Source organism: Streptomyces sp. NPDC001137, from assembly GCF_040298885.1.
Lineage (GTDB): Bacteria > Actinomycetota > Actinomycetes > Streptomycetales > Streptomycetaceae > Streptomyces.
Window position 1 is genome coordinate 91,750 of sequence record NZ_JBEPBA010000020.1, and the last position, 17,125, is coordinate 108,874.

General features: G+C 71.3%; 15 protein-coding genes. 5 read left to right on the forward strand and 10 right to left on the reverse strand.

The genetic code is table 11. The features are described 5' to 3' along the window. The first annotated feature begins 61 nt into the window (after positions 1-61). Positions 62-988 carry a cyclase family protein gene (locus ABT254_RS32545; RefSeq protein WP_351477982.1) on the forward strand — a complete coding sequence of 309 codons (927 nt, stop codon included), beginning with the start codon at positions 62-64 and terminating at the stop codon, positions 986-988. A gap of 401 nt (positions 989-1,389) precedes the next feature. On the opposite strand, the gene ABT254_RS32550 is transcribed toward ABT254_RS32545, so the two are convergent. The 4 genes from ABT254_RS32550 to ABT254_RS32565 all read right to left on the reverse strand — a co-directional run bounded on the left by ABT254_RS32550 (position 1,390) and on the right by ABT254_RS32565 (position 5,619). After that, complete coding sequence (locus ABT254_RS32550; RefSeq protein WP_351477985.1) at positions 1,390-1,851, reverse strand: ATP-binding protein; 462 nt, start codon at positions 1,849-1,851, stop codon at positions 1,390-1,392. A 487-nt stretch (positions 1,852-2,338) separates the two neighbouring features. After that, the gene (locus ABT254_RS32555; RefSeq protein WP_351477988.1) at positions 2,339-3,289 is read right to left on the reverse strand and encodes an acyl-CoA dehydrogenase family protein; all 951 of its coding nucleotides are present in this window, start codon (positions 3,287-3,289) and stop codon (positions 2,339-2,341) included. 3 nt (positions 3,290-3,292) lie between these two features. Further along, positions 3,293-4,426, reverse strand: coding sequence for an acyl-CoA dehydrogenase family protein (locus ABT254_RS32560; protein WP_351477991.1), 1,134 nt, complete (start codon positions 4,424-4,426; stop codon positions 3,293-3,295). Next, positions 4,426-5,619 carry an amidohydrolase family protein gene (locus ABT254_RS32565; protein WP_351477994.1) on the reverse strand — a complete coding sequence of 398 codons (1,194 nt, stop codon included), beginning with the start codon at positions 5,617-5,619 and terminating at the stop codon, positions 4,426-4,428. The genes ABT254_RS32560 and ABT254_RS32565 overlap by 1 nt, the downstream gene beginning before the upstream one ends. 170 nt (positions 5,620-5,789) lie before the next feature. Between ABT254_RS32565 and ABT254_RS32570 the strand changes: the two genes are divergently transcribed. Continuing rightward, positions 5,790-7,307: a class I adenylate-forming enzyme family protein gene (locus tag ABT254_RS32570; protein WP_351477996.1), complete on the forward strand. Its 1,518-nt coding sequence runs from the start codon at positions 5,790-5,792 to the stop codon at positions 7,305-7,307. Here ABT254_RS32570 and ABT254_RS32575 read toward each other — a convergent pair. Then, positions 7,286-7,798: an EF-hand domain-containing protein gene (locus tag ABT254_RS32575; RefSeq protein WP_351477999.1), complete on the reverse strand. Its 513-nt coding sequence runs from the start codon at positions 7,796-7,798 to the stop codon at positions 7,286-7,288. The genes ABT254_RS32570 and ABT254_RS32575 overlap by 22 nt on opposite strands. A 169-nt stretch (positions 7,799-7,967) precedes the next feature. Beyond that, positions 7,968-8,348 (reverse strand): STAS domain-containing protein, encoded by a 381-nt coding sequence (locus ABT254_RS32580; RefSeq protein WP_030940995.1) that lies wholly within the window; start codon positions 8,346-8,348, stop codon positions 7,968-7,970. Between the two features lie 305 nt (positions 8,349-8,653). Here ABT254_RS32580 and ABT254_RS32585 point away from each other — a divergent pair, with 305 nt between their 5' ends. Together ABT254_RS32585 and ABT254_RS32590 are read left to right on the forward strand one after the other, a co-directional pair. Continuing rightward, positions 8,654-9,226 (forward strand): sigma-70 family RNA polymerase sigma factor, encoded by a 573-nt coding sequence (locus ABT254_RS32585; protein WP_351478002.1) that lies wholly within the window; start codon positions 8,654-8,656, stop codon positions 9,224-9,226. Further along, complete coding sequence (locus tag ABT254_RS32590) at positions 9,223-10,716, forward strand: zf-HC2 domain-containing protein (RefSeq protein ID WP_450748423.1); 1,494 nt, start codon at positions 9,223-9,225, stop codon at positions 10,714-10,716. The genes ABT254_RS32585 and ABT254_RS32590 overlap by 4 nt, the downstream gene beginning before the upstream one ends. Before the next feature lie 132 nt (positions 10,717-10,848). On the opposite strand, the gene purU is transcribed toward ABT254_RS32590, so the two are convergent. After that, on the reverse strand, positions 10,849-11,730 hold the full coding sequence (gene purU / locus ABT254_RS32595; RefSeq protein WP_351478005.1) for a formyltetrahydrofolate deformylase: 882 nt from the start codon (positions 11,728-11,730) through the stop codon (positions 10,849-10,851). Positions 11,731-11,776: 46 nt separating this feature from the next. Further along, positions 11,777-12,277 carry an SCO4402 family protein gene (locus tag ABT254_RS32600; protein ID WP_351478008.1) on the reverse strand — a complete coding sequence of 167 codons (501 nt, stop codon included), beginning with the start codon at positions 12,275-12,277 and terminating at the stop codon, positions 11,777-11,779. A 117-nt stretch (positions 12,278-12,394) separates the two neighbouring features. Here ABT254_RS32600 and ABT254_RS32605 point away from each other — a divergent pair, with 117 nt between their 5' ends. Continuing rightward, positions 12,395-13,702, forward strand: a complete 1,308-nt coding sequence (locus tag ABT254_RS32605) for an ABC transporter substrate-binding protein (RefSeq protein WP_351478011.1) — start codon at positions 12,395-12,397, stop codon at positions 13,700-13,702. Between the two features lie 22 nt (positions 13,703-13,724). Here the strand turns inward: ABT254_RS32605 and ABT254_RS32610 are convergent, their stop codons facing one another. Both ABT254_RS32610 and ABT254_RS32615 read right to left on the reverse strand, forming a co-directional pair. Continuing rightward, entirely contained in the window at positions 13,725-15,359 is a 1,635-nt protein-coding gene (locus ABT254_RS32610) for a hypothetical protein (protein ID WP_351478013.1), read from the reverse strand. Positions 15,360-15,549: 190 nt separating this feature from the next. Continuing rightward, the gene (locus tag ABT254_RS32615; RefSeq protein ID WP_351478016.1) at positions 15,550-16,935 is read right to left on the reverse strand and encodes an NsdA family TPR-like regulatory protein; all 1,386 of its coding nucleotides are present in this window, start codon (positions 16,933-16,935) and stop codon (positions 15,550-15,552) included. Between the last annotated feature and the right edge of the window lie 190 nt (positions 16,936-17,125).

Here is a 17,125-nt window from a genome sequence, read left to right on the forward strand (position 1 = left end):
TGACGGACCGTTAGATTTTATGTCCCGTCAGATACCTGGAGACAAGCCCCGGGGAGAGCCGATGTCGATGCCCGCGGAGTTCACCGAGATCGCAGGGCGCGTCAACAACTGGGGCCGTTGGGGCGCCGACGACGAGATCGGCACCCTCAACCTGATCACCGACGAGGTCGTCCGCGAGGCCGCCGCGACCGTCCGCACGGGCCGCCGCGTTCCCCTCGCGCTGCCCTTGCAGCAGGACGGCGTGCAGACCGGGATGATCCCGGGGCGGGTGAATCCGCTGCACGCGATGGTGCAGATCAACCAGGAGCTGTTCGGCCCGGGGTCGGTGGCGTGCAGCGACGACGCCGTGACCATGGGGCTGCAGGCCGCCACCCACTGGGACGCGCTGCCCCATGTCTCGCACTCGGGCCGGCTCTACAACGGCCGACCGGCCGGCACCGTCACCGCGCACGGCGGCGCCGAGTTCAGCGGCATCGACAAGGCGCGGCACGTCGTCTCGCGCGGGGTGCTGCTGGACGTGGCACGCGCGCGTGGCGTCGAACGGCTGGAGGGCGGACACGCGGTCACCCCGGAAGACCTGGAGGCCGCCGAGGAGATGGCCGGTACGCGCGTGCGTGCCGGCGACATAGTGCTCGTACGCACCGGGCAGATCCAGGTCTGTCTCGCCGGGGACAGACACGCGTACGGCTATCCCTCGCCGGGTCTGTCGATCCGCACCCCGGAGTGGTTCCACGCGCGCGACGTGGCCGCCGTCGCGAACGACACCCTCACGTTCGAGATCTTCCCGCCCGAGATCGAGGACCTGTGGCTGCCCGTGCACGCGCTCGACCTGGTGGAGATGGGGATGCTCCAGGGCCAGAACTGGAATCTCGAAGAGTTGTCCACAGCCTGTGGAGAAGAGGGCAGGTACACGTTCCTGCTCTCGGCGATGCCCGAGCCCTTCGTGGGCGCGACCGGGACCCCGGTGGCGCCCGTCGCCGTCCTGTGAGGTTCGTCGACCGGCGGCGCGGTGCTCCCGCCCCGAGCACGGCACCACGCGCCGCCGACCGACTCGGCGCACCCTCCCCGACTCTCGACTTCGCTCGAGCGGGGGGACCCCCATCGACTCCCTGGGCCCTGACGGAGCCAACGCCGAATCACGATCCGCACTCGTCGAGGGCTCCCGTCACCGAAGCCCTCGTCGTCCCCTCACGGCGAATCGCTGACCACAAGCGTGATCAAACGGACACGATGCGTCAACACCCGTACGGGGATTTATTACTTAAGCCCAATTTGTCGCGGGCGCGCACAGAAGCACATCCCGGCGCATCGCCTCAGCCGGGCAGGGCGTGAGAGCGTTTTCTGCGACCGTGCACCGCAGCTGACGGGTCTTCGGTGCGCGTGCGCCGGTCACACCGCCTCGAACGCCAGGCCCTCGTACGCCGTCGCGCCGGCCACACAGGCCTGTGCGGTCTGCCGGGTCTGTGCGCAGCGGTCGAGTTCACACCAGATGCGCTTGCCCGCGCCCTCGGGGCTCCAGCCCCAGCGGTCGGCGAGACCGTCGACGAGGGCGAGGCCGCGGCCGCCGGTCGCGTCACCGTCGGCGCACCGGGGCACGGGGGCCCGGTCGCTGGTGTCGGCCACCTCGAGGCGGACGGTGGCCGACTCGGCGGCCACACCGGGCAGGGAGAGCCGCAGCACGGCCGGACAGCCGGTGTGCACAATGGCGTTGGTGACCAGTTCGGAGACGAGCAGGATCAGCGTCTCGGCGAGCGGCTCGTCGGCCTCTATCCCGGACCCGGCGAGGCGGGAACGCGCCCACCGCCGGGCTCGCCCCACCTCAGCAGGGTCGGGCCGGACTTCCAGCTGCACCTGAAGCACCTGCACCGCTCACACCATCCGAACCGGCGGACACATGACCTCGCGCCACGCGCGCGCCGCAACGAGGGCCACGATCGTAGCCATTTTCTGCATGACCAGAACAATGGCCAGTGCAGAGCCCAGAGCAAGGGTCACGGAACGTGAATCCCTTAAGAGACAGCATGGTTGACGTACAGTCACGCCAACAAGCGCTTCGGGCATATTCCAGCGCGAAGGAGTACCCGTGCGGCATACTGTGCGACGCTCACTGCGGGGACTCGAACAGGCCAGTTCCGGCATCACCCCGGGGGCAACACCGGTACGGCTCATGCTCGCGGCCTCTCGCATCCCACAGAAGGTACCGGAGCGGGACGCCGACTCCAGGACGTGACGGGTCACGCATAGGACACAACCCGATATCAACGCTCCGTAATTCCGGTATGCCACAATCCGCGACAACGGCGGGGGCGGCTTCCCTGACATCCCAGGCCGGGGCCGTTCAGGCCACCAGATCGGCCGCGAGCAGCTCCTCACTCTCCGTGACGCCGCCACCACGCTGCGCCCGCACCCACGCCCGCTTCAGATGCAGATGCACCTCGGAGTCCCAGGTGAAGCCCATGCCGCCGTGCACCTGGAGGCAGTCCCGGGCGCCGCGCACGGCGGCCTCGTCGGCGAGCAGCCGGGCCGCGGCGATGTCGGTGCGGTCGGCGGTGACGGCGGCCCCGTAGACCGCGGCGCGTGCCACTTCGGCGCGCACCAGCATCTGCGCACACAGGTGCTTCACCGCCTGGAAGGCCCCGATCGGCTGCCCGAACTGCTCGCGAGTCCGGGCGTGTTGCACGGCCAGCTCGCACACCCGCGTGGCGGTGCCGAGCTGCTCGGCGGCGGTGAGGAGGTCTGCGACGGGATCGGAGGGGGCCGGCGCGGGCACCCGGTGCAGGGGGGTCAGCGGGTCCACCGACCGCATGGGTACGGCCCCCTCGGCCCCGCGCCGCACGACGTCCGCCTCGTCCAGCCACTCCACGATCCTGCCGTCCGCGGCGGCCACGACAACCTCCCCCGTGGCGGCTCCGGGCACTTCCCCGGCCGCGAGATGCGTGGCGACCAGCGGTCCGGGCACCAACGCCCGCCCGGCTTCCTCGAACGCCAACACAGCCTCGGGCAACCCGAGTCCGGCCCCACCGTCGGCCTCGGACAAGCGCAGCGAGAAGAGCCCGAGCTCCCCGAGCGCCTGCCAAAACGCACGGTCGAGACAAGGCGGGGAATTATCCGCCCTCGACTGAAGGGCGCCGGGTTCGGCGGCGCCCTGAAGGGGCGCGGGGCTGTATACATCAGCGGCTCCGCCGCGGGGCGCGACCAGCCCCCACGGACCCGCGGACGGCCCCCGACCGATCACACCCCGCACGGCATCCCGCAAAGCCCGCTGCTCAACAGTCAGTTGAAACCGCACCGCTCACCTCCCCTTCGGCAACCCGAGAATCCGCTCGGCCACGATGTTCTGCTGAATCTGCGAGGTACCGGCCGCGATGGTGTACGCCAGCGACGACAACCGGTCCAGCACCCACGGCCGCCCGAGATCGAGTGCGTCCTCCCCGAGGACGTCGGCGGCGGCGTCGTACAACTCCTGCCGCGCATGCGAATACCGCAGCTTGAAAACCGATCCCCCCACCCCCGGCACACCCCCGGAGGCCTCCGCCTCGCTCACGTTCCACTGGATCAGCCGCCACAGCCCCCGGAACTCCGCATTCAGCCTCCCGAGGCGGCGCCGGAGTGCCGGATCGTCCCAGCGGCCGCGCCGGCGTGCCTCGGCGGCGAGTTCGCCCAGCACCCGCCGGCAGGCCACCACCTCGCCCACGAACGCCGTACCGCGCTCGAACGACAGCGTCACCATGGTCACGCGCCAGCCGTCGTTCTCCTCCCCGACCCGGTTCGCCACCGGCACCCGCACGTCGTCGAGGAACACCTCCGCGAACTCGGCCGACCCGGCAAGCGTCCGCAGCGGCCGTACGGTGACGCCCGGCAAGGACATGGGCATGGCCAGCCAGGTGATCCCGCGATGCTTCGGCGCCGCCGGGTCCGTACGGACCAACAGCTCGCACCAGTCGGCCACTTCGGCGTGCGAGGTCCAGATCTTGGACCCGCTCACCACGTACTCGTCGCCGTCCCTGCGCGCGCGCGTGCGCAGTGCCGCGAGGTCGGAGCCGGCGTCCGGTTCGCTGAAGCCCTGGCACCAGACCTCCTCGCCGCGCAGGATCGGCGGCAGCCAGCGGGCCCGCTGCCCGGGCGTCCCCTCGGCGGCGATCGTCGGCCCGGCGTGCAGCAGTCCGACGAAGTTCGCGCCCACATAGGGCGCGCCCGCCCTCTCGGTCTCCTCCAGGAAGATCAGCCGGGTGGTCGGGGAGGCGTCCCAGTGGACGTCGGCGTATCCCGCGTCGTACAGCATCCGCTGCCACCCGAGGTCGTACGCCCTGCGTCCGGGCCAGTCCTCCGGGGAGGGCTTCGCCGGCAGCGTCGGCAGCACCTTGCCGAGCCACTCCCGCAGCCGCGCCCGGAACTCCTCCTCCTCGGGCGTGTACGACAGGTCCATCAGCGGTCGAGGTCCAGGTCGAGCATGCGGATCGCGTTGCCGCGCATCAGCTTGTACACCGTCTCGTCGTCGAGGCCCTTCACATGGTCGAGGGCGACCTCCTTGGTGTGCGGGAAGGTCGAGTCGACGTGCGGGTAGTCGGTCTCGAAGGTGGCGTTGTCCCGGCCCACCACGTCCAGCGAGGCCACCCCGTGCTTGTCGCGGAAGAAGCAGCAGAACATCTGCCGGTAGTAGTACGTCGACGGGGGCTCCGGGATCAGGTCGCGCACCCCGCCCCAGGCGCGGTGTTCCTCCCAGACGTCGTCGGCGCGTTCCAGGGCGTACGGGATCCAGCCCATCTGGCCCTCGGAGTAGGCGAGTTTGAGGGTCGGGAACTTCACCAGCACCCCGCTGAACAGGTAGTCCATCATCGAGGCCATGGCGTTGTTGAAGCTCAGCGAGGCCTGCACGGCGGGGGGCGCGTCGGGGGAGGCGGCAGGCATCTGGGAGCTGCTGCCGATGTGCATGTTGACGACCGTCCCGGTCTCCTGGCAGACCGCGAAGAAGGGGTCCCAGTAGCCGGAGTGGATGGAGGGCAGGCCGAGGTAGGTGGGGATCTCGGAGAAGGTCACCGCCTTCACCCCGCGCGCGGCGTTGCGCCGGATCTCCGCGACCGCGAGGTCGACGTCCCACAGCGGGATCAGGCAGAGCGGGATGAGCCGGCCGCCGCTGTCGCCGCACCACTCCTCGACCATCCAGTCGTTGTAGGCGCGCACACAGGCCAGCGCGACCTCCTTGTCGTGCGCCTCGGCGAAGGTCTGCCCGCAGAAGCGCGGGAAGGAGGGGAAGCAGAGGCTGGCCTCGACGTGGTTGAGGTCCATGTCCTCGAGGCGGGCCTTGGGATCCCAGCAGCCGCGCCGCATCTCCTCCCGGGTGATGCCCTCCAGGGTCATCTCGTCGCGGTCGAAGCCGACGGCGGCGATATTGCGCTTGTACGGGAACTTCAGGTCCTCGTAGATCCACCAGTCGGTCGGCTGGCCCTCCGGGTCCATCGTGATCCGGTACTTCCCGCCGACGTAGGCGAGCTCGCCGATCCCGGCGGTCAGGGGCTGCGGGCCCCGGTCGCGGTACCTCTGCGGCAGCCAGGTCTCGAAGAGGTGTGCGGGCTCGATCACATGGTCGTCGACGCTGATGATGCGGGGCAGTTCGGTCATGGATCCCCCACTGGGCACTCAGGTATCTGATGGACCGTCAGATTTGCTTCATTCAGCAGGCTAGTCGCGCGCCTCTGGACCGACAAGGCGCCGAGCCCTACGCTCTGCGCACGATCTGACTGTCCGTCAGTTCGCTATCAGCTCCGTGTCCGCTCCACGAGGGGGCCGCCGTGAACGACACCGCCCACGCACTGAGCGCAGCCCGCACCCTCTGGGACCTGGTCGCCCGCCGCGCCGACCTCACCCCCGACCGGCCCGTCCTCCTCCAGGACGACCGCTCGCTGAGTTTCGGCGAGCTGCGCGCGCGTGCCGAGCGCGTCGCGGCCGGTCTGTACGACATGGGCGTACGTCCCGGCACGGTGGTCGCCTGGCAGCTGCCCACCCGGATCGAGACCGCCCTGCTGTCCTTCGCGCTGGCCCGCCTGGGCGCCGTACAGACTCCGGTGATCCCGTTCTACCGGGACCGCGAGGTCGGCTTCGCGCTGCGGGAGTCGAAGGCCGAGTTCTTCGCCGTACCCGGTGAGTGGCGGGGCTTCGACCACACCGGGATGGCGCGGCGACTCGGCGCGAAGGGCGTCTTCGAGGCGTACGACGTGCTGCCCGACGGTGATCCGGGGGTGCTGCCCCCGCCGCCCTCCGAGGGCACCTCCGTGCGCTGGATCTACTGGACCTCGGGGACGACCTCCGACCCGAAGGGCGTGCTGCACACGGACCGTTCGCTGATCGCGGGCGGCTCGTGTCTCGCGCACGCGCTGCGGCTGTCGGCGGACGACGTGGGCTCGATGGCCTTCCCGTACGCCCATATCGCCGGACCCGACTACACGGTGATGCTGCTGCTGTACGGCTTCCCGGCGGTGATGTTCGAGCAGTTCGCGCTGCCGGACGCGCTGGAGGGGTACCGCAAGCACGGGGTGACGGTGGCGGGCGGGTCGACGGCGTTCTACTCGATGTTCCTCGCGCAGCAGCGCAAGCAGCCCGGGCGGAAGGTCATTCCCTCGCTCCGGCTGCTCGCGGGCGGTGGGGCGCCGAAGCCACCGGAGGTGTACCACGCCGTCGTACGGGAGATGGGGGTGCAGCTCACCCACGGGTACGGCATGACCGAGGTGCCGATGATCACCATGGGGGCGCCGGACGACACCGTGGAGAACCTGGCGACGACCGAGGGACGGCCACCGGAGGGGATGGAGATACGGATCGTGGACGGGGAGGTGCGGCTGCGCGGGGAGGCCGTCTGCCAGGGCTACCTGGATCCGGCGCAGACGGCGGAGGCCTTCGACGAGGAGGGGTTTCTGCGCACCGGCGACCTGGGGTTCGTCAAGGACAGCGGGCATCTCGTCCTCACCGGGCGGCTCAAGGACGTGATCATACGCAAGGGGGAGAACATCTCGGCGAAGGAGATCGAGGACCTGCTGGCCGCCCATCCCGCCGTCGGGGACGTAGCGGTGATCGGGCTGCCGGACGCCGAGCGCGGGGAGCGGGTGTGCGCGGTGATCGAGGTGGGGGCACAGCCGCAAGGCGCCGGGGAGTTGACCCTGGACGCGGTCACCTCGTACCTGCGCGCGGAAGGGCTGTCGGTGCACAAGCTGCCGGAGCAGCTGGAGGTGGTGGACGCCCTTCCCCGTAACGAGACGCTGCGGAAGGTGCTCAAGTACAAGCTGCGGGAGCGCTACTCGGGGACGGTGAAGTAGCGGGCGAACGCCGGGACGATCTCCGCCTCGCCGACCTTGCCGTCGCCGTCGGTGTCGAGCGCCGCGGCGGCGGTCCGGGCGAGGTCCTCGTCCACGCCCAGAATGCGCAGCACGCGCGCGGTGTCCTCGACGGTGGCGGCCCCGTCGCCGTCGGTGTCGGCGAGGTCGAGGGCCGCGTGCAGGAAGGGGCGGGCGATCTCCGCGAACCGCTCGGGGTTGTCACGCAGGCGCTTGACCGCGCCGTTCACGAACTCCTCGCGGTCGATGCGCTGGTCGCCGTCCCGGTCCGCTATGCCGGCCATGCCCTGCCAGAACGCCTCGGCTCCGCCGTACAGTGCCTGGCCCTTGTCGGAGCGGGCCGCCACGGCGAACTCGGTGAGCAGCGCCTTGGCCGCCGAGCTGAAGTCCTCGCGGTCGATGTAGCCGTTGCCGTCCTGGTCGAAGGTGGCGAACCGGGCGGCGATCCTGCGCTCGTACTCGCTGCTGACCATGTCTTTCGGGCCGCCTTACGTCATCTCGGGTGCGTCTCGTCGGAGCGTACGACGCGGGAGACCGTCCGGGCGCGGGAAAGCGGCGCTTGTGCCAAGACCGGGGGAATTTCGGGACAACTGTGTGGCACACGGAGGTGAGCCGTGACCGCTTGCACAGCTTCCGCCCAGGTCAGGCCGAAAGCGGATCGGCCTCTTCCGCGACCGCCGACGCCACGTCGGCGTACACGTCGAACAGCCGGCGTACGCCCAGCGCGCCCAGGACGCGGTTGACGTGTGAGCCCTCGACCGCACCCTGCGCCGGGAGTATCAGGCGCAGCGTGCCCTGGCAGGAGCGGATGAGACGGCGGGCGGCGATGAGCACGCCGACGCCGCTGGAGTCGCAGAAGAAGACCTCGGAGAGGTCGAGGACGAGTCCGTGGCGGCCGTCGGCCACCACGTCGTGCACCCGCTGACGCAGCACCGGCGACGTCACCAGGTCCAGCTCGCCCGACACACGGAGCACGGTCCAGTCGCCCTGCTCGCCGCCGGTCACATAGAACGCCACCACCATGCCCTTCGCTCGCCGGAGTCCCCGCAAAACGGAAGCCATCACTACGCTTCCTTGCAGCGCGGCTGCCCAGCGGCCGTTCCCTGAAACACGAGGCAAGAAACGGAAACTGATCGGAAGAGGCTTGTTTTAATCGGCTTCGATCCTGTTCGATCAGGTCTGATCGAGGGTCGGGCGGGTAGGCAGGCACAGAACGCAGGCTGCACACATTGCGACAAAGCGACGTGCACTGTCGTAGGTGCCGACTACATTCGAGGAGACGATGGACGCAGGCCGGGCCGACGGACAGGCAGGGGCGAGGGGGCCGTATGACGAAGAAGGACGCACCGCCCCGCTGGGACCGCAAGATGCAGCAGCGACTCGCACGCGGTGAGGCGGCCGCCCTCGGCGAGCTCTACGACCGGTTCGCCTCCCTCGTGCACGGCCTGGCCCACCGCGTCCTCGGGGACGAGCGCGCGGCCGACGGCATCACGCGGGACGTCTTCGCCCATGTCTGGGAACACCCCGAGGCGTACGACCCCAAGCAGGGCCCCCTGCGCACCTGGGTCGCCGCGCTGACCCACCGCCTCGCCGTGCAGCGGCTGCGCGCCACCGAGACCGCCGCGCTGGCCCAGGGCTCCGGCGGCTCCGCCGAGGAGCTGGAGCGCAAGGTGCGCCGCGCCTCGGTCGCCGCCCGCGCCGACTACATCGTCACGTCCATGCCCGCCCCGCTGCGCGCCGCCCTGGACCTGGCCTACTTCCAGCGCCGCGACTACCGCCAGACCGCCGCCGACCTGGGCGTCACCGAGGACGAGGCCCGCCGCCGGCTCCGCCTGGGCCTTCAGCTCCTGTCCACCGCCCACGACGCCGGCGCACCACCCGGTTACGGGGGTGCCGTGTGAACGACGCAGGCAGCGCGGACCGCTTCGACCACGAGGGATTCGACGGCGAGGACGACCGCAGCGGCAAGGGCAGCCCTGCGGGCGAGGGCGGCTTCGACGACAAGAGCCGCTTCGACGACAAGAGCCGCTTCGGCGACAAGAGCGACCAGCACGACGAGCAGGACGGGCAGGACGGGCAGGACGGGCAGGACAAGGACGAGCGGCAGGAGGGGTACGGCATCCCGGGCGGACCCGCGCACGACAACGGCGACGACGGCCCCCAGGGCCCCGACCAGCCGCCCCGCATTCCGATGCCCCGCGCCTCCGTGGAGGACGGCGGGCGGCCGCTGCCCGCCCTGGCGGACCTGGGCGAGGCCGCCCCACGATCCGCTCCGCTGGTCCTGGAGCACCGCGTCCTGAAGTCGCTCCTCGGTGCCTGGGCACTGGCCGCCTGCTCGCCGGAGGAGACGGCGGCCGTCGAGGAGCACCTGGGCGACTGCGGCTCGTGCGCCGACGAGGCGCGGCGGCTGCGTGAGGCGGTCGGTCTGCTGCACCAGCCGGAGAGCCTCGACCTGGACCCGGGCCTGCGCACCCGCGTCCTGGACGGCTGCCTCGACCGGCGGCCTCCCCGCATCCCGGTGCCCGGGTGGGCGGCTCCGTACGACGCGGAGGCCGCCCGGCTCGACGCCCTGCTGCAGGACATCGGGGACGCCGAGTGGCACAGGCCCGTGCGGCTGCGCTGGTTCGAGGCAGAGGGCCCGATGACCCGTCGTACGACGGTCGCGGGGGTCATCGCCCATCTGCTGTCGGTCGACGGACTGGTCGCGGTCGCCCTCGGCCTCGACGACCCGCTGGGCGACATCGCCGCGGCGGGCCCCACACCCCGGGCCCGCACCGAGGCGTACTGGCGCACCTCGCACTTCCCGCCGGGCCGTTCCGTACGGGCCCCCTGGCGCGAGCAGACCCACGACCTCGTCCGCACGGTGTCCTTCGCCCACGACTCGGGGCCGGCCCGCCCGGCCGTCTCCTACGGCGACTTCGAGCTGCCGCTGCGGGACGCGATGCTGGACCGGGCCTTCGAGTGCTGGGTGCACGCCGAGGACATCGCCGAGGCCGTCGACTACCCGTACGAGCCGCCCGCCCCACGCCATATGCACCGCATGATCGACCTCGCGGCGCGCGTCCTGCCGGACGTACTCGCGACCCGCCGCCGGGCCGGCCTGGCCTCGCCTCCCCACCACCGGCACCTGGTCCCGGCGGGCGAGCCGGGCCGCAGCCTGCGGCTGGAGATCGAGGGGATGGGCGGCGGCGAGTGGCTGATCCCCCTCGACTCCCCCGCGGCGGTCGGCTCCGCCGCGCACGAGGTGGCCCATGTGGCCCTGGACGGCGCGGAGTTCTGCCGCCTGGCAGCGGGGCATGTGCCTCCGGCGGAGGCGGCGGTGGGGCAGGTCGGTGACCGGGAGGCGATCAGGGATGTGCTGTTCGCTGCGGCCAGCTTGAGCCGGATGTAGGGGTGGGTTGCGGTTCGTCGGCGGGTGGGGGTCGGTGGGGGTTGGTCGCGCAGTTCCCCGCGCCCCTGAAAAGCCGTGGGTGCACCGCGACGACGCACCCGCACCCGCCCGACAACCAGCAGCCCCGAGCTGCTAGGCGAACACGACCGTCCGGCGCCCGTTGAGCAGAATGCGCCGCTCGGCATGCCACTTCACCGCCCGCGCCAGCGCCTGGCACTCCACATCCCGCCCGACGGCGACGAGCTGGTCCGGCGTGACGTCATGCCCCACCCGCTCGACCTCCTGCTCGATGATCGGACCCTCGTCGAGATCGGCGGTGACGTAGTGCGCCGTCGCACCGATCAGCTTCACGCCCCGGGCATGCGCCTGGTGATACGGCTTCGCACCCTTGAAGCTCGGCAGGAAGGAATGGTGGATATTGATGATCCGCCCGCTGAGCTGCTTGCACAGATCGTCGGAGAGGACCTGCATATAGCGGGCGAGCACCACCAGCTCGACCCCTTCCTCACGGACGATCTCCAGCAGCCGGGACTCGGCGTCCGCCTTGGTGTCCTTCGTGACCGGAATGTGGTGGAAGGGAATGTTGTACGAGCCGACCAGCTCGGCGAACTCGGTGTGGTTGGACACCACCGCCGCGATCTCCACCGGCAGCGCACCGATCCGCGCCCGGAACAGCAGGTCGTTCAGGCAGTGCCCGAACTTGCTGACCATGAGGACGATGCGCATCTTCTCGTCGGCCCGGTTGATCTGCCAGTCCATCTGGAAGGAGTCACCGACCGCCGCGAAGCTGGCCCGCAGCTTGTCCACCGTCACCGGTGCCTCGGCGGAGAAGTGGACGCGCATGAAGAACAGACCCGTGTCGTGGTCGCCGAACTGCTGGCTGTCCTCGATGTTGCAGCCGGTCATGAAGAGATAGCTCGACACGGCGTGCACGATGCCCCGCTTGTCGGGGCAGGAGAGCGTGAGGACGTACTGGTCGTCGAGCGCCACGGCTCGGGTGGACTGCGCGTTCATGCAGGACAGGGTCCCACAAGTGGCCCCCGGTCCGGACCGGAGTCCGCTACGCGGACCTCGTCATGATCCGCAGCACCTCCAGTGTGCGCGGCGGCGCGTCCGGGTCCTCCCCGTCGGCAGCCGCCATCCGCACGTGCGCGTCCCGGGCCGCCCGGACCGCCTCCGGCCAGGCCTGGTTCTCGACGTACGCGGAGACCGGGGCGTCGGGCCCGACCTGGTGCATGATCCGCAGCACCCGGAGCACCGCGGTGTCGACGAGGGCCGCCTCCTGGGAGTCCCGGAATATCGTGCCCACGTACTTCTCGGCGGACCAGTTGTCCAGCCAGGTGTCCTCGACCAGCCGGTACACGGCGTCGGTCACGTCCCCGTATCCGTCGACGCCGGCCAGCCAGACGTTCTGCTGGAACGCCGGGTCGGAGAGCATGTGCAGCGCGGAGCGCACATTGCTGCGCCAGCGCCACCACGGCATGTCGTTCAGTGGCATGCCGCCCATGGTGGAGGAGCGACGGCCGCGACGGGAAGAGTTCTCCGAACCTTGCACGGTCATCGATCGTACGTTCTCCCCCTCGGGCGCCCCACCGACCCCCGCAATTCACCTTTACGTCACTGTTCGATAACTGAAGGTCACCCCCGGGTTGGCGATGTGGCGGAAGCGTGTGTGCCCATGACCGGCAGGCGACGCAATCGCAGCACCTTCCTCCCCACACGCACCCGGCCTCGCAGAGCCACCGCCCTCTCGGCGGGGGCACTGGTCGCATGTGCCTCGCTCGCCGCCGGTTGCGGGGTCATCCCCGGTACCACGGGGGGTTCCGGGGATGCCCCGATCACCGTCATGACCTGGGCACCTTCGGACACCAACGCGACCAACAAGCCCGGCATGCCGGCCTTCGCGCAGGCCTACGCCCGCTGGATCAACGCCCAGGGCGGCATCAACGGCCGCAAGCTGAAGGTCCTGACCTGCAACGAGCACAACGACAGCGTGGCCGCCGCGAAGTGCGCCCGCCTCGCCGTCAAGGAGAACGTCGTCGCGGTCGTCGGCTCCTACAGCCAGTACGGCGACTCCTACCTCCCCGAGCTGGAGGGCGCCGGCATCCCCTACATCGGCGGCTACGGCGTCACGACCGCCGAGTTCACCAGTCCCATGTCCTACCCGGTCAACGGCGGCCAGCCCGCCCTGCTGGCCGGCCTCGGCAAGGAGCTCGCCGGCGGCTGCGGCCCGGTGGCGCTCGTGCGGCCCGACAGCATCGCGGGCGACGAACTGCACGCCATGCTCGACTCCGGCCTGAAGGCGGGCGGGCACCGTCCCGCGATCGACCAGCGGGCGGCGGACGACACCACCGAGTACTCGGGGCCCTCACGGCAGGCGCTGACGGCCACGACCGGCAACCCGGCGAAGCGGGGATGCGTGATCCCCGCGCTCGGGGACCGCACCGACACCTTCATGGACTCCTTCCGGCGCGACCGCGAGGCCTACCCCGCGGTGAAGACCGCCGCCACGCTCGACAGCGTCGACCAGACGGTGATCAACGAGTCCGGCGGGCGGTCGGGTCCGTACGAGGGCTCGTACGTCACCGGCTGGTACCCGGTGTCGAGCGATGCGCGCTGGGACGCCATGAAGAAGGTGATCCAGGAGCAGGCCTTCGGCGACAACCGCATCGACGCCTCGGACACCGGGGTGCAGACGACATGGATCGCGTACACGGTGTTCAGGGCCGTCGTGGCGTCGCTGGGCAGCGGCGATGTGTCGGCCGACACGGTGCGCAAGGCCCTCGACGACGGGGTGAAGGTCGACACGGGCGGACTGACGCCGACCCTGCAGTGGTCCTCCGAGGGCCCGCTGGCCACCATCGGCTTCTCCCGCATGGTCAACGCCGACGTGACCCTGCAGGTCGTGCGTCAGGGCCAACTCGTCGCGGCGGACAAGCGGTTCGTGGACGTCACGAAGACGCTGCAGAGCGCGGACGTGAACTGAGGCTCACGTCCGCGCGTTCACGTCACAGCTGGGTCGGCTGGCGCGTGGTCAGGCCGTACGTCTTAGCGATGGCGTTCCACAGCTGGGCCGCCTTGACCTTCTGCTGGCTGGCGGTGCCGCTCTCACGGTTGCCGGCCGCGGTCTGGCCGGTGGGGCGGGCCTGGCCCTTCTTGCAGCCCTTCTTGCCGCCGACCTGGTCGGCCCAGGCCGCGTAGTGGTTGTCGGCCGCCGCGGACGCCTGCCAGGCCCTGGTGAGCGCGGCGGTCAGCGCGGCGTGGCCCTGGAGCTTGTCGACGGACAGGCCGGACAGCCGGGTGACCAGCTCGGTGCGCTGCTTGGCCGCGTCGCGCAGGTCGGAGGCGGCCTGGCCGAGGTCCTGGCACCCCTTCACACTGGCCACCGCCCGGATCACCGAGGCCCGGCTGTCACCGCTGTCGGCGAGCAGTTTGTCCAGGGCGACGGCCTGCTGCTTCGCCGGATCGGCGGCCGACGAGGCGGAACCGCCGGTGGCCGGGGCCGTGGCGGAGACGGTCTGGTTCTTGTCCTTGCCGCTGCCGCTCCCGCCGTTGAGCAGCGCGCCGGCGCCGATGCCGAGCACGACGATGCCGACACCGATCGCGGCGATGAGCGGCACCCGTGAGCGGCTGCGGCCGCCGCTGCCGCCGTCGCCGGGCGGGGTGTACGCGGCCTGCGGGGGCGGGGGCGGCTGCTGGAAGCGTGGCATCTGCTGCGTGGCCTGAGCGGGGCTCTCGCTGCCCGGCCCACTGCGGAAGAGGCTGTCGAACTCGGCCGGCGGCTGCCGGTCCCCGCCCTGCGGCATGCCGTACGGCGCCTGCCCGGTCACGGGCGGTATGTACTGGGTGGCCTGGGAGTCGGGCCCGGCCGCGTGCGGCACATGCCCCAGGAACTGGGTCGCCTCGGAGACCGGTCCACCACCCACCTCGGGCGGCAACGCCCCCGGCGCGACGGGCGGAATGTACTGCGTCGCCCCTTCACTGTCGGAAACAGCAGCGACGGGCGGTATGTACTGAGTGGCCCCCTCGTCCACAGCGGGCGGAAGAGGCGCACCACCGGGGACAGCGGGAGGCAGCGGCGCAGCCGGTCCTCCCTGAGCGGCGGGCGGCAGCGGGGCGTTCACCGGGGGCTGCGAGGTCGCGGGCTGCCCGCCGTACGACGGGGCCGGGGCGCCCTGCGGGGGCAGCGCTCCGGACGCGGGCGCACCCCACTGGTCGGGGGGCGGCGACTGCTGCTGGTCGGGCGCTCCCCAGGTCTGGGCCGGTGCCGCCGGCCAGCCCTGGCCCGGCGCCGGGGCCGGGGCCGGGCTCTGCTGCTGATCGGGACCCCACGGCGTGCCCCAGGCCCGGCCGCCGGGCGGGGCCGGGGCCTGCGGGGCGCCGTACGGGCCGGTCTGCGGGCCGCCGTAGGTGCCGGGCTGCTGGGCGCCGTACGAGCCCGTCTGCGGGCCGTTGTACGGGCCTGGGTGCTGCCCGGCGGGGTTGCCGGCAGGCGGTCCGCCGTAGGGGCCGGGCTGCGGGCCGGTCGGGGCCTGGGCGCCCAGCATGCCCGGCAGCAGGGGCTCGCCGCCGTCGGAGGGCAGCACGATGCCTTCGCGCGCTTCGCGCGGCGAGGGCTCCTCGCCCTGTCCACTCTGCGTCACCGGGACTCCTACGAATGGGGGACCTTCGGAATCGTCGGCTCACGCTACCGGGTCCCCCGAGCCGGGTGCCACGCAGCTCAGGACGCAACCTCCTTCCCTGTGACAGCAGTAACAAAACCGCTCCACAGACCGCTGTATCTGCCAACCATTCCGACCGCCCCCGCACGGCCACCGGCTGTTTGCCGCGGGTTCACGCGGCCGCCTGCAGATCGAGTCGCGCCCCGAACTCCCGTACCACCGGCTCGTCCCGGTACGGCTCCAGCCGCTGCTGGAAGTCCTCCAGGTACTCGGCACCCCGGTTGGAGCGCAGGGACTCCAGGAGCTCCACGGCCTTCAGTCCCGTGCTGCAGGCCTGCTCGATCTCCCGCTGCTGCACCTGCGCGGTGGCCAGCAGCACGTATCCGATGGCCCGCCTGCGCGCCTTGCTCTCGGGGAGCCCGGCCAGGGACTCCTGCGCGCGCCGCGCCGCCGCCTCGGCCTGCCCGAGGTCCCGGTGGCAGTGCGCCAACTCGTCGGCCAGATACGCCTCGTCGAAGTGCGTGATCCACGCCGGGTCGTCCCCGGACGCGGAATCGGCGGACTCCAGCGCCGTGACCGCCCGCCCGGACGCCACCTGGGCCGCCCGCGCGTCGCCCATCAGCGCGTGCCCGCGCGCCTCCGCCGCGTAGAACATCGCCTCCGCGCGCGGGGTCACGCGCCCACGCGCCCCCTCCTGCGCCGCCCGCGCCAACTGCGCGATCTCACGCGGGTTTCCGAGCTGCGCGGCGAGGTGGCTCATGGAGGCGGCGAGGACGTACCCGCCGTAGCCGCGGTCCCCGGCGGCCTGTGCGAGCCGCAGCGCCTGGATGTAGTACCGCTGGGCCAGGCCCGGTTGGCCGGTGTCGACGGCCATGTACCCCGCGAGCTCGGTCAGCCGGGCCACCGCGGCGAACAGGTCACGGCCGACGGCCTCCCGGTACGACCCCGCCAGCAGCCCCGAGACGACGCTGTTGAGGTAGTGCACGACCACCGGGCGCACATGCCCGCTGCCGTACTGATGGTCCAGATCCACCAGCGCCTGTGTCATCGCGCGCACGGCCGCCACGTCGGACTGTCCCACCCGCGGGCCCGCCGAGCGCGACACCTGCGAGTCGGGCGAGGAGATCAGCCAGTCCCGGCTCGGCTCGACCAGCGCGGACGCGGCGACGGACGAGCCGGACAGGAAGTCCCGGCGCCCCACGTCGCTGCGCCACAGCTCGCAGACCTGCTCGATGGCTCCCAGTACCGTCGGCGAGAACTGGAGCCCGACACCCGAGGCGAGGTTCTTGCCGTTGGCCATGCCGATCTCGTCGATCGTGACCGTACGGCCCAGCTTGCGGCCGAGCGCCTCCGCGATGATCGCCGGGGCACGCCCGCGCGGCTGCTGCCCGCGCAGCCAGCGGGCCACGGACGTCTTGTCGTAGCGCAGGTCGAGGCCGTGCTCGGCGCCGCACATGTTGACCCGACGGGCGAGCCCGGCGTTCGAGCACCCCGCCTCCTGGATGAGCGCCTGCAACCGTTCGTTCGGCTGTCGCGCGACGAGAGGCCTTGCGGCCATGGCGTACCCCCTGGGAACAATTCCCTGAAGCGAAAAGATCCGGCCGTGAAGATCAATGCCCCGCCGACAGACCTAAAATGCGAGGCTTGCGCGGATTGCCGGGGTAAATACGGAACCCAACCCCACCGGTGGCTACCCAGCTCACGCCGAGGTTCCTCCCGCGCGCCCCCACACATGCATCCATGCGCCC

Excerpts from the sequence above, each read along its gene's own strand:
- ABT254_RS32545 (WP_351477982.1), top strand. The coding sequence starts at position 62 with ATGTCGATGCCCGCGGAGTTCACCGAGATCGCAGGGCGCGTCAACAAC.
- ABT254_RS32560 (WP_351477991.1), bottom strand. The coding sequence starts at position 4,426 with ATGGACCTGTCGTACACGCCCGAGGAGGAGGAGTTCCGGGCGCGGCTG.
- ABT254_RS32565 (WP_351477994.1), bottom strand. The coding sequence starts at position 5,619 with ATGACCGAACTGCCCCGCATCATCAGCGTCGACGACCATGTGATCGAG.
- ABT254_RS32575 (WP_351477999.1), bottom strand. The coding sequence starts at position 7,798 with ATGGTCAGCAGCGAGTACGAGCGCAGGATCGCCGCCCGGTTCGCCACC.
- ABT254_RS32580 (WP_030940995.1), bottom strand. The coding sequence starts at position 8,348 with ATGGTGGTGGCGTTCTATGTGACCGGCGGCGAGCAGGGCGACTGGACC.
- ABT254_RS32585 (WP_351478002.1), top strand. The coding sequence starts at position 8,654 with ATGACGAAGAAGGACGCACCGCCCCGCTGGGACCGCAAGATGCAGCAG.
- purU (WP_351478005.1), bottom strand. The coding sequence starts at position 11,730 with ATGAACGCGCAGTCCACCCGAGCCGTGGCGCTCGACGACCAGTACGTC.
- ABT254_RS32600 (WP_351478008.1), bottom strand. The coding sequence starts at position 12,277 with ATGACCGTGCAAGGTTCGGAGAACTCTTCCCGTCGCGGCCGTCGCTCC.
- ABT254_RS32605 (WP_351478011.1), top strand. The coding sequence starts at position 12,395 with ATGACCGGCAGGCGACGCAATCGCAGCACCTTCCTCCCCACACGCACC.
- ABT254_RS32615 (WP_351478016.1), bottom strand. The coding sequence starts at position 16,935 with ATGGCCGCAAGGCCTCTCGTCGCGCGACAGCCGAACGAACGGTTGCAG.